The sequence below is a fragment of the Acinetobacter sp. 22323 genome (assembly GCF_052044895.1).
Classification (GTDB): domain Bacteria; phylum Pseudomonadota; class Gammaproteobacteria; order Pseudomonadales; family Moraxellaceae; genus Acinetobacter; species Acinetobacter schindleri.
The window spans coordinates 140,408-152,645 of sequence record NZ_JBQEOL010000001.1; the positions used below are offsets into that span (position 1 = coordinate 140,408).

A 12,238-nucleotide genomic window follows, 5' to 3' on the forward strand; every position below is an offset into this window, starting at 1 on the left:
TGTTGAAAACTTATGAAAAGAGAGGTTTTTAAATTTTGCGTTTGTCGAGCTGATTGGACAGGGTGTCACCAGTGGCCTGAACCAGCATCACCAGAATAATCAGTACTACAATCACGGCCAGCATGATCTGCATATCAAAACGCTGATAACCATAACGGTATGCAATATCACCTAAACCACCGGCACCAATCGCACCAGCAATGGCTGATGAATTGATCATAGTGACTAAGGTCACGGTAAAGCCAGCCACAATACCGGGAAGTGCTTCAGGTAACAGCACATGCCAGATAATCTGCTTGCGGTTACAGCCAATCGCCTGTGCAGCTTCAATCAGTCCCTGATCCACTTCACGTAAACTGACTTCAGCAATCCGCGCAAAGAAAGGGGTAGCTGCCAAGGTTAAAGGCACAACTGCGGCCCAGACCCCATAACTGGTGCCGACAATCCAGCGGGTAATTGGAATCAGCGCGACCATCAGAATCAGGAAAGGCACAGAACGGGTGATATTTACAATCCAGCCTAAAGCCTGATTAATTGGTTTGGATGGATAAATGCCATGCTCCGAGGTACTGACCAAAACCACCGCCATTGGTAACCCAATCAGAAAAGCAACGATGGCAGAAACGCCTACCATGATTAAGGTATCGGTAGTTCCCGTCAGTAATAAATCAATGAGTTGGTCGTGCATAGCCAATCACCTCAATTTGTGCAATGTGTTGTTTGAGTTTTTGCTGGAGCAGGTTGGTATCCAGATTCAGGTCAGCCACCGCGACAATCAGACTGCCGACCAGATGGTTCTGGATACTGTCGACATGACTCTGATAGAGGTGAACCGGATGATCAAACTGCTCAAAAATTACCTTTAAATCTGGTGAATGCTGAACACTGGAGGCATAGCGCAGTTTGACAATGCTATGCGTGGTATCCGCGGTTACTTCAGGACTAATGGCAAATGGGAATTCCAGTTGTTCCAGATTCAGCAGTTCCTGAGTAATCTGCTGCTGAGGATTGGAAAATACTGACCAGACTTCACCCGCTTCGACAATTTCACCCTTATCAATCACTACTACCTGATCGCAGATTTCACGGATCACCTGCATTTCATGCGTAATCAGCACAATGGTAATGCCAAGTTTCTGGTTGATTTCTTTCAGTAAAGACAGCACCACTGAGGTACTTTCTGGATCTAGTGCAGAAGTGGCTTCATCACAGAGTAAAATTTCCGGATGATGCACCAACGCGCGGGCAATACCGACACGCTGTTTTTGTCCACCAGAGAGTTGAGAAGGATAGCTCTGCGCCTTTTCGCTTAAACCGACCAGTTGCAGTACTTCATTGACGCGTGCATCGATGTCTGACTTTTTATAGTTTGCAACTTTGAGCGGCAGAGCGACATTTTCCCAGACGGTTTTGGCAGACATCAAATTAAAATGCTGGAAGATCATGCCAATACGCTGGCGCAGTTGAATCAGTTCAGCGTGTGAGAGTCCAGCCAGATCTTGTTGATGGATATGGATATGACCTTCACTGATCTGTTCCAGACCATTCAAGGTACGTAGTAGCGAGGATTTTCCCGCGCCACTTTTGCCGATAATTCCGAAAATCTTGCTTTCAGGAATATCCAAGTTAATGTTTTTCAATGCATGAACTGATTTGCCTTGAACTTCATAATATTTATTCAGGTTGCGGATTTTGATATGTGGGACGGAAAACGCTACCTGAGAACCAAAACTCACCATAGTATTTTCCTTATTTCCAGCCTGGGAACCAGAGCTTCGCACCAAAGTCAGCATCAAGAGCTTCCTTTACGCGAGGTGAATTCTGATAGATGTCGACAAATTTCTTCAGCTTGTCATTCTTGTCCTGATAGTCCTCACGTACTGCAAACAGAATTGCATAGCGGTTGTCCTTATTAGAGTCAAATAACAGTGCTTTTTCAGGATCAGCTGTTTTTGCCAGTCGCAGGTAATGCGGATAACCAAATGCCAGATCGACATCATCAATGGCACGTGCAGTTTGTGGACCTTCAACTTCAACAAACTGCAGATTCTTCGGATTTGCTGCAAGATCTTTCAGGCTAGATAAATGATTATTTGGATTTTTGAGTGTTACCAGTTTGGCCTGTTGCAATAACAGTAGGGCACGACCCTGGTTTACAGGATCATTGGGAATGACCACTTTCGCGCCATCATTTAGTTCATCAAAGCTTTTAATTTTCTTGGAATAAAGGCCAACATGAGTGGCTGCACCTTTAGCAAAGGCTTTGATCTTAAAGTCGGTTTCTTTCTTGGCATTATCCAAAAACGGCTGATGCTGGAAGAAATTGGCATCAATATCGCCATGATTCAGGGTGATATTTGGCGTATTCCAGTCCGAGAATTCGACCAGTTTGACATTGATACCTTGCTGTTTGGCTTCTTCTGCTGCCACCTGTAAAGGTTTGGCAAAAGACGGACTGATACCAATAACCAGTTCATCCGAACCAGATTTTTTTTGTTGGTTCCACACCATCAGCCCGATAATGACGACGGCAATAATCACCCCAATAATGGTGAATTTTGTTTTAGCGGTTTGTGCCATGTTGCACCTCAAAATAAATTTATGCTGATTGTTTTTGCTTTAGGTTTATGTTCGCTGTTGAGGCGGAGCTTTGACATCGAAATTGCTGCACTGGATGAGCGCTGGATAAGCGATCTCCTTGCTGGAATAGCTTGTGTCTGAAACTGCCTTGTTTATATTCAGTCTTATAGCGTCCGCGCTGCTGTAATTCAGGAATAACAAAATGGATAAAATCCAGATGCGATTCTGGAGCCACCGTACGGGTCAGGTTGAAGCCATCTATCCCGGTTTCATCGACCAGCTGAATCAGTTTTTCTGCCACCGTTGCACCACTGCCCACGATCAGTGGATAACGCCCACCCAGTACATGCTGTGCTTTCAGATCAGTTGGTGTAAGCTGTTGTTCTTTAAACTTGTTATTGACTGAAGCAATGCTGTTGGTTTGCTGGTAAGGAATTGGCTCATCATCGGCAAATGTGGACAGGTCAATTCCGACTGAACTGGAGAAATGTGCAAGGCCAGCTTCAGGGCTGGCATAAAAACGATATTCTTCCAGCTTTTGCTGCGCCATTTCATCCGTTTCTGCGGTTACCACAGTGATACCAACAAAAATTTTGATCGCTTCAGGATCACGTCCTTGTTCAGTGGCCTGGCGACGGATCTGATGGACCTGTTTCTTGATTCTGTCCGGATGATCACCACCAATAAACATGCCTTCCGCATGCTGGGTGGCAAAGGCCATACCACGCGGTGAAGCACCAGCCTGGAACAATACCGGAGTACGTTGAACAGAAGGAGAAACCTGAAATACGCCCTGACTGCGGTAGAACTGACCTTGATGATTAACCTGATGCACTTTGGCCGGATCGGTAAAGATCCGCTGCTGTTTGTCTTTCAGCACAGCATCATCTTCCCAGGAGCCTTCCCAGAACTTGTAGCACAGCTGCAAAAATTCTTCGGCCTGCTCATAGCGTAGATCATGGTCTTTCAGACCATTTTCACCAATCAGGCGCTGGGCACTGTCCAGATAACCAGTGACAATATTCCAGCCGATACGGCCATGGGTCAGATGATCCAGACTGGCGAAGCGACGGGCGAATTGATAAGGCGATTCATAGCTGAGATTGACTGTAACGCCAAAACCAAGATGCTGGGTCACGGCTGCCATGGCAGACACGAGGGTGCTTGGATCATGACTCGGTAATTGAATCGATTCTCTTAGAGTCAGATCAATGCCATTTTGATAGACATCATAGACCCCGGTGATGTCGGCCATAAACAGGCCATCAAACAATCCTTGTTCTAACGTTTTTGCCAGATCGGTCCAGTAGCTCAGCTCATTAAAGCGATACGATTCATCCCATGGATGAGTCCACAGGCCATGATTGATATGACCTACGCAGTTCATATCAAAGGCATTGAGTAGGATTTCCTTCGCTTTCGAGCTGTTCATAATATTTGTCATTACAATGTCCCCCGGCGTGGAGGCAGAACACCATTCAGCAAATAATTGGCAATGAAATAATATTTCCAGCGTGAAGCATCATGCAGGGTATGCACACGGGCATTGCGCCAGAAGCGGTCCAGACCATCTTCACGCTGGCTGCCACGGCTGCCAGCCAGTTCAATCAGCTTCGATGATGCTTTTAATGCGGTTTCAGAACTGTGTGCACGCACTTTGGCTATATCTAGAGAGGCTTTGGCAACACTGACCTCAGTCGGAGCAACCTTGGCGGCATCAACAGAACGTGCGGCCTGTTTGAGTAACACTTCAGAAGCACGCACATCAGCGACCACACGGCCCAGTTCAAGTTTGGTCAGCGGATCATCGGTGGCCTTGTCCACACCAGAATCAATCCACGGACGCGCCTGACGTACACGGTCCAAGGTTTCCTCAAATGCAGCACGGGCAATGCCGGTTTCAATGGAGGCATGTAGCAATTGTGCGAAAGGACCGGAAATGGTTGGGCGGGAATAGGCCGTATCAAAACGTACCACATCTTCCTCAAGCACCTGCACGTTGTCGAATTTCACCGTGCCGCTGCCAGTGGTACGCTGGCCAAAACCGCTCCAGTCATCAATCAAGGTGAGACCTTCACTGTCACGTGGGACAAAGGCCAGGAATTGCTGTTCGCTTTCATGCACGACCAGTGTCGGAATGCGGTGCGCAAACAGGCTGCCGGTGCAATAGAATTTTTCGCCGTTAATGACATAACCTTGCTCGGTTTTGCGAATCGCAGTTTGGCGCTGTGCAGCAGTCTTGGTCTTGAATTCAGCTAGGGCATTACCAAAACGGGCACCTTTTAAGACTTCGGCATAGAGTTTCTGTTTTTGTTCCTCCGTGCCGTTATTGCGCAGGATTTCCAGACCATAGAAATGGTTTTGCGGAATCTGACCGATTGATCCATCCACACCGCTCATTAGGGCAATGACTTGTGCCACCGTATAGCTAGACACTTCTGCACCACCATATTGTTTCGGTACGGTAATCGCCCAGAGCCCGGACAGGCTATAAGCCTCGATTTCTTCAAAAGGAAGAATACGTTCGGCATCACGCTGTACGGCACCCGCCTTGAATTGCTCTGCCAGATTACGGGCAATTTCTAAGGCTTCCTTATCAGACTGGATGATATGAGCTTGCGCCAGCTGCTCGGATTGAAATGGAATAATGTTTTGAAATGAAGTCATGGCAAATCTCCCTAAATCCAGGCGTGGCGGGCAGGGAGTTTATGATTCAGGTAATGATCCCCGAGTGCATGCAGCTTCCAGCGGATCGGGTCATGCAGGGTATGCACACGTGCATTACGCCAATGCTGATCCAGATTGTGCTGACTCAGGCTGGAGCGGCTGCCGCCCAATTCCAGTAACTTTTCCGAAATATTTAAGGCTGCATCATTGGCATAGATCTTGGCTTCAGCCACTAAAATTGAGGCTTTGGCTGCCTGCTCATCAGTCACAGATTCCAGCTGATCCAGTTCATCCAGATATTCAGCAGCTTCATCCAGCAGTAAAATCGCGGCATCTAATAACACAGATGACTTACCCACTTCCTGCAGGGTGTAATGCTCAAAGCTGGCTTTTTCGACTTGTGCATCCACAACCGGACGAGCCTTATGTATGGCCGTCAGCGTATCGGAAAAAGCCGCTTCGGCAATGCCGACATCAATTGCCACTTGTAGTAATTGTGAATAAGCACCGCGGTAATTCGGTTGGTTGGAAAGCAGGCGTTCATCAAAAATCAGCAGCGGATCAACTTCGACATGCTGCAGTCTGACCGTGCCACTGGAGGTGGTGCGTTGACCAAAACCATTCCAGTTATCAATCACTTCAACACCGTCAGCAGTCCGGTCGACAATAGTGAGCACCACATGCCCTTCAGGATGAATCGCTTTAATTGCCAGCCAGTGCGCGAAGCTGCTACCAGTTGAATAGAATTTTTCGCCATCGATAAAATAGCGACCATTTTCGATTGTAAGCGTGGTCGCCAGAGTTTTAGTATCTTTGGTATGACGTTCCGGACCGCCATTGGCCAGACGTTTACCCTTTAAAATTTCACTATAAAGAAACTGTTTTTGTTGTTCTGTACCCATGATCTGGATCATGTTGAGTAATGCGATCTGGTTCTGAGGGATTTGCCCGACACTCGAATCAGCTTTATTCACAATACGGAATACATGCGCCAGGGTTTTATTGGAAACGAAGGCACCGCCGTACTGTTTTGGAATACGTATACCGCCCAGACCCCTTTGGCTGAACAGGTCAATTTCAGCAAGAGGAAGTACACGTTGCTGATCACGCTGATTTCGGCCTTCCAGAGCAAAGTCTGCAACATGGTAGGCAGCATTAATCGCGTCATGATCATTTTCAATAATATGAACTTTTTCAAAAGTTAAACGAGACATAATGACATCCTAAATCGATATCAAAACGTTACAGGCTAAGCTTTATGAGATTAAGTAATTGCTTTCGCAAAGCTTATGAAAAAACCTATTTAGGACAAAAACTGCTAGGTTTTTATCAATTTTGAATATAGTAAATAGTTAAAAAACAAAAGGATTTAATTTTTTTTAACCTATAAGTATGGCTTTTAAAAAGACATATCGGCTTTAAATATAAACAAGACAAAAAATTGTATAAAAATAAACATTAGATATCTTTCATAAGTCAAAAAATGATCGTTATATTTATATTTAAATGGATATTGAAAGTTCCTTCTCCCTCTGGGAGAAGGTTAGGATGAGGGGAGTTTTTAGAAAGAACCTTTCCGTGTAGTGATGCAAAAATGATTTATGAAAGAGCCCTATTGTGGAGTTGAATAAGTAACATCTTAATTTTGAATTAAAAGCACATTGTATTTCTAATTGAGGGTGTCTAAAGTATCCAACTGAAATAGATGGTTTTAATGTGACCGAATTTAATAATCAACATGGAGATTTTATGCGCACCTTATACCAGTTTCCTTTATCACATTTTTGTGAAAAAGCACGTTGGATGCTTGATCATAAAGAACTGGATTATGTCGCACAAAACCTCATGCCAGGTGCGCATCGTGCCTTTGCTCGTCTTAAAACCGGACAGAACCGTCTGCCAATTTTGCGTGACAAGGAACAATGGATTGCAGATTCGACCCAGATCGCCTTGTATCTGGATGAACATTATCCTGAGCATCGTTTATTACCAGTAGAAGGGCGCTTACGTCAAAAAGTGCTGGAGATTGATGAAATGACTCAGGAACTGGGACGTCATATCCGTCGCTGGATGCTGGCCCAGGCTTTATCCCATGATCATGAATCGATGGAGATCCTGATCGGTGAAAAGGGGTACCTGCGTCAGTTCGAAAAATTTTCCAAACCTTTGCTTAAAACCCTTCTCAGCAAAGGTTATGCACTTACTGAAGATACACTTGCTCAGTCCCGTGAATATATTAAAGAGACAGTTGAACAGCTGAACCAGACACTGATCGAGAATAAGGGAGCTTATTTTGCTGGATCGCGTTTTAGTCTGGCCGATATTGCAGTCTGTTCAATGTTGGCACCTTTGTTGGCAATTTCCGGTACACCGTGGGAGCGTGACAGCTTTGAATCTATGTCAGATGAATATCGGGATTATCAGACCTATCTCTCGGAATTGCCTTTAGGCCAATATATTAAAAACATCTATCGTCATGAACGTAATGCTCGTATTGATTGGCGCGGTGTATAAGTTAAATAGTGAAATAAAAAAACGCGCTTAAAGCGCGTTTTTTTATTTGATACTTAGCCCCAAGGGTTTGTGAGATCAATATCACTCTGTTTATTAAAGCCACTGAGAAGTGAGCTAAAGTCAAACTTCGGTAATGGACTACCGCTCGAGATATTGGAAATTGTTTCTTTGATGGTCGGAATAATTTCAGTAATACTGATATTGTTATCAACTGAGCTACCACCTGAAATAAGATCACCTAATTCTGGAATAATGCTCGAACCTAAGTCGCCTAGACTTCCATCAAGTAAGCTTTCAAATGCATTTGAACCTAAACCATTGCCTAGGTCGCCTAAACCACCCAGTAAGCCACTCAGATCAGAGCTATCATTTGCACTCACGAGACCACCAAGTAAATTGGTCAATTGTGAAAGGTCGAAGTCACCGCCATTATTGCTGAAGCCAGAAATAATATCGGTAATCGCACCTAGGTCGAAGTCACCAAGACCACCTGAACCACCAATTAAGCCACCGACCAGTTGAGCGATCTGACCGATATCGATGTCACCATTGCCTTCAATTAAGCCGCCAACCAAGCCTGCAATTGCCCCGATGTCGATACCTTCAAGACCACCAGAGCCACCGATTAAGCCACCAACGAGTTGAGCGATCTGCGCGATATCAATATCACCATTCCCGCCAATCAGATTGCCGACTAGTCCTGCAATTGCGCCAATATCAACACCTTCAAGACCACCAGAACCACTAATTAGGCCACCGACAAGCTGGGCAATTTGCGCGATGTCGATGTCGCCACCTTGGATTAAGCCGCCAACAAGACCTGCGATTGCCCCGATGTCGATACCTTCAAGACCGCCAGAACCACCAATTAAGCCACCAACGAGTTGAGCGATCTGCGCGATATCAATATCACCATTCCCGCCAATCAGATTGCCAACCAAGCCTGCAATTGCGCCAATATCAACACCTTCAAGACCGCCAGAACCACTAATTAGGCCACCGACAAGCTGGGCAATTTGCGCGATGTCGATGTCGCCACCTTGGATTAAGCCGCTAACAAGACCTGCGATTGCACCAATATCAACACCCTCAAGACCGCCAGAACCACCAATTAGGCCACCGACAAGCTGAGCAATTTGCGCGATATCAATGTCACCGCCTTGCAGAAGGTTACCAGCCAGGTCAGCAATTTTACTGAGATCTAAATTACCGGAACTACCACCAATTAACCCACTGACTAATTTAATCACGGCATTTAAATCTAAATTTGATGTATTGCTACCCATTAAACTACCCAGCAGATTACTGATCGAACCCAGATCAAAACTGCCGCCGTTGGCTTGAGTGAGTTTGCTAATTAAACTGTTAATATCGAGTTTTGTAGCATTCGAACCGGTAAATTGAGTAATTAAATCAGTCAGGGAGCTTGAACTTAAACTCTTACCTGAAAGTAAGCTATTTAAGAGGGAATCTAGGGAAGGAGTAGCGGGAGTAGAACCCGTGATAGAACCAATAATGCCAGAAAGACTGCCACCTAAAAAACCGCTAAGTAAACTCTTGTTTTGCGTCTCTGTCGTGAGCACCGGGCTGAGTTTACTTTTAATTGAACTAAAAATACTGAAAGCCATAACCGTTCCTTGCGTTTTTGTCTTGTTTTGATTATTTTGCGTTGTAAATAAAACGACTAATTTTTATTCAATTTCTATACAAGTGTAAATCTAAGCATGAATAATCACGTTTTGAACATAGTATTATTTGCCTGGATAAAGCTTTAAACAGATTAATTTATGATAAATAATAATGGTTTATTAGATATTTGCGTTTATCTAAAATATATTTTATGCGATGAATGGCTATCGAAAGGACTTAAATTTCCTCTAGATCATCATCTGGTATTTTTTTGCAAATATCTGGTAATTTATGAAAAAAATATCAATATTATGCGTAAAATAATGAGGTATTTTAATAAAGTGGCAAGAGACTAAAGATGGAATTAGATCGTTTTGATAAGCACATTCTTGAAATTTTGACCCATGAAGATGTCAATTTGAATGAACTCTCTGAACGGGTGAATCTTTCGGTCAGCTCGGTTCATCGCCGTATTAAACAGTTGATTGACCATAATATTATTAGTGGTCTAAAACGGGAAATTAATTATCAAAAGCTTGGTTTCAGTCTGCATGTACTTTTGCAGGTTTCCTTAAGCAAACATGATAGTGACACTTTTGCCAAATTTCTGGGTGAGCTGGAAAGTATTCCTGAAGTGATTAATGCCTTTCTGGTAACAGGGCAGTCGGCAGATTTTATTGTCGAAGTAGTTGCACGTGATATGGAAAACTACAGTGAGATCCTGCTTAACAAGATCGGCAAGATTGAACATGTGGTCGCACTGCATTCCAGCTTCGTGATCAAGGAATATAATGTTTTTAACTGCAGTGGCTTACTCAATAAAGTTTAATTGAAGAGATAGCACTATCTAAATATTTGTCTCCGAATAACTAAGTAAATTGATTGAAATCACCTACAAAATGATTTAATAAGATAGATCAAAATAAAAAACGCACCCAAAAGTGCGTTTTTGTTTTCCTGAAGATTAAGCGTCTAGCTGAGCCAATACTTCTTCAGAGAATTCAACGTTGGTATAAACGTTTTGAACATCGTCCAGATCTTCAAGCATATCAATCATTTTCATGATTTTTTTCGCTTGATCTATATCCGTGATTTCAGCTTTGGTGGAAGGGCTCATTACAACTTCAGCATTATCAGATTTTAAACCTGCAGCAGCTAAAGCATCCTGAACTGTACCGAAGCTTTCTGGTGTAGTAATGACCAGGATTTCATCTTCATTAACTTCGATGTCTTCAGCACCAGCTTCAAGAGCGACTTCCATGATTTGATCTTCTAAAGATACATCTTCAAAAGTAATCTCACCACGTTTGGTGAACAGGAATGCAACTGAACCATTAGTCCCTAAGTTACCATCAGTTTTAGAGAAGCAGTGACGTACGTCAGGTACAGTGCGGTTCAGGTTGTCTGTCATTGTTTCTACAATTACGGCAACACCACCTACGCCATAGCCTTCGTAAGTTACTTCTTTAAGATCGTCGTTATCTTCGCCGCCTGCGCCACGTTGAATCGCACGGTTGATCACATCACGTGTCATGTTTACAGACAATGCTTTTTCGACAACAGCACGTAAACGTGGGTTGCTACCCGCATCTGGTCCGCCGAGTTTTGCAGCAGTAGTTAATTCACGAATATATTTGGTAAAAAGTTTACCGCGGCTAGCATCTTGTTTTGCTTTACGATGCTTAATATTGGCCCACTTGGAATGACCCGCCATGCGAAATATGCTCCTTGTAGATTGGCTGTATGCCTATCGAATTGGGCAAATTCTACCATAAGGGCTTTTTTTAAAAAAAGAGCCTGGTTTTTAGATTTAACGATAATGACAAAAAAATAGACGCACTGAGAAATTTATTCGGGGATTAAAGGTAATAATTTAGTTTAAAAATAAAAAATATTTATTGTGGAAAAGAGTATAGAAGGAGAAGAAGAAATGAGATGCTAGGTCATGCATAACATCTCATGGACATACATTATTTTTTTTCAGGGATCACGATATCCAGACCGACATTGTCTTTATAAAGCTGTTTCATTAAAGCCAGGTCATGTTCAAGGTCTGTTGGATAAATTTTTCCGAAAATGCCACCCTGTTTGGTTTTAGAATTGGCATACATGAGTACAATCGGCACATTCGCTGCTTTGGCAATATGCCAAAAACCGGTACGAATTGGTCGACGCTCTTCACCATTTTTGGCACGAGTCGCTTCAGGTGCAATCACCAAATTGAATTTTTCATTACTCTGAAAAAGTTCAACCATCTGGGTCACAATATCCTTGCTCGATTTACGATCTACCGGAATACCGCCAATGTTTTCTAATAATGGCTTAAATGGACCTTTAAATAATTCTTTTTTAATCAAAGTATGAATTTTGATGTCGTATATCTGAAATAAGGCCAGAGAAAGCACGGCATCCATCATTGAAGTATGCTCAAAGCCCACAATCACTTGCTTGTCTTCAAGCACATTTGGTTCAACGTGATATTGCCAGCCTGCAAGTTTAAACGCAGATTCGCCAATGAATTTCTTAAACATAGGGGATGGAGTGTGTGAAAAAAAACATAATTTGTGCTTGTTCTTATATTTCGTCAAGTGGAATTGATTTAAAAGTCTTAAATACATTCAAAAAGCAAGTGAATAAATATATTGAGTAATGGTTAATTAAGATTTAAAAACAATAACAAAATTAATTTTAATTAGTCAAACGTCTTATAATAGATAAAAATACTCTTAAAAATGCTAAAAAATGGCTGTTCAGTACAAAAAATAGTTATTAGACTTTTGTCGAAGCCCAAGGATATGTTTCGGCTTTAAGACACTTCCAATCATGTTCGCGAGAGAGGATAAAGAAT

The 12,238-nt window shown here is 43.1% G+C and carries 11 protein-coding genes; 2 read left to right on the forward strand and 9 right to left on the reverse strand.

Annotated features, from left to right (window positions below):
* Window positions 1–28 precede the first annotated feature (28 nt).
* The 6 genes from ACTJIX_RS00645 to ACTJIX_RS00670 are packed head-to-tail and all read right to left on the reverse strand — an operon-like array spanning window position 29 to window position 6,461.
* Window positions 29–688, reverse strand: coding sequence for a methionine ABC transporter permease (locus tag ACTJIX_RS00645; RefSeq protein ID WP_262478635.1), 660 nt, complete (start codon window positions 686–688; stop codon window positions 29–31).
* Window positions 669–1,739 (reverse strand): methionine ABC transporter ATP-binding protein, encoded by a 1,071-nt coding sequence (locus ACTJIX_RS00650; RefSeq protein ID WP_262478647.1) that lies wholly within the window; start codon window positions 1,737–1,739, stop codon window positions 669–671. Before ACTJIX_RS00650 ends, ACTJIX_RS00645 begins: the two co-directional genes overlap by 20 nt.
* Window positions 1,740–1,749: 10 nt before the next feature.
* A complete protein-coding gene (locus tag ACTJIX_RS00655; protein WP_005222622.1) occupies window positions 1,750–2,580 on the reverse strand; it encodes a MetQ/NlpA family ABC transporter substrate-binding protein in 831 nt (276 codons plus the stop codon).
* 19 nt (window positions 2,581–2,599) lie between these two features.
* The gene (locus ACTJIX_RS00660; protein WP_262478646.1) at window positions 2,600–4,012 is read right to left on the reverse strand and encodes an LLM class flavin-dependent oxidoreductase; all 1,413 of its coding nucleotides are present in this window, start codon (window positions 4,010–4,012) and stop codon (window positions 2,600–2,602) included.
* 11 nt (window positions 4,013–4,023) lie between these two features.
* Window positions 4,024–5,247, reverse strand: coding sequence for an SfnB family sulfur acquisition oxidoreductase (locus ACTJIX_RS00665; protein ID WP_262478634.1), 1,224 nt, complete (start codon window positions 5,245–5,247; stop codon window positions 4,024–4,026).
* 11 nt (window positions 5,248–5,258) lie between these two features.
* Window positions 5,259–6,461, reverse strand: a complete 1,203-nt coding sequence (locus ACTJIX_RS00670; RefSeq protein ID WP_262478633.1) for an SfnB family sulfur acquisition oxidoreductase — start codon at window positions 6,459–6,461, stop codon at window positions 5,259–5,261.
* 535 nt (window positions 6,462–6,996) lie between these two features.
* Here ACTJIX_RS00670 and ACTJIX_RS00675 point away from each other — a divergent pair.
* Complete coding sequence (locus ACTJIX_RS00675; RefSeq protein ID WP_004815483.1) at window positions 6,997–7,761, forward strand: glutathione S-transferase family protein; 765 nt, start codon at window positions 6,997–6,999, stop codon at window positions 7,759–7,761.
* Window positions 7,762–7,814: 53 nt separating this feature from the next.
* Here ACTJIX_RS00675 and ACTJIX_RS00680 read toward each other — a convergent pair whose 3' ends face one another.
* The gene (locus ACTJIX_RS00680) at window positions 7,815–9,389 is read right to left on the reverse strand and encodes a hypothetical protein (RefSeq protein ID WP_004815485.1); all 1,575 of its coding nucleotides are present in this window, start codon (window positions 9,387–9,389) and stop codon (window positions 7,815–7,817) included.
* Between the two features lie 359 nt (window positions 9,390–9,748).
* On the opposite strand from ACTJIX_RS00680, the gene ACTJIX_RS00685 reads away from it, so the two are divergent.
* Window positions 9,749–10,219: an Lrp/AsnC family transcriptional regulator gene (locus tag ACTJIX_RS00685; protein WP_004815486.1), complete on the forward strand. Its 471-nt coding sequence runs from the start codon at window positions 9,749–9,751 to the stop codon at window positions 10,217–10,219.
* Window positions 10,220–10,354: 135 nt separating this feature from the next.
* Here ACTJIX_RS00685 and ACTJIX_RS00690 read toward each other — a convergent pair whose 3' ends face one another.
* Entirely contained in the window at window positions 10,355–11,104 is a 750-nt protein-coding gene (locus ACTJIX_RS00690; protein ID WP_004815488.1) for a YebC/PmpR family DNA-binding transcriptional regulator, read from the reverse strand.
* A 256-nt stretch (window positions 11,105–11,360) separates the two neighbouring features.
* Complete coding sequence (locus ACTJIX_RS00695; protein WP_004815491.1) at window positions 11,361–11,921, reverse strand: 1-acyl-sn-glycerol-3-phosphate acyltransferase; 561 nt, start codon at window positions 11,919–11,921, stop codon at window positions 11,361–11,363.
* Window positions 11,922–12,238 lie beyond the last annotated feature (317 nt).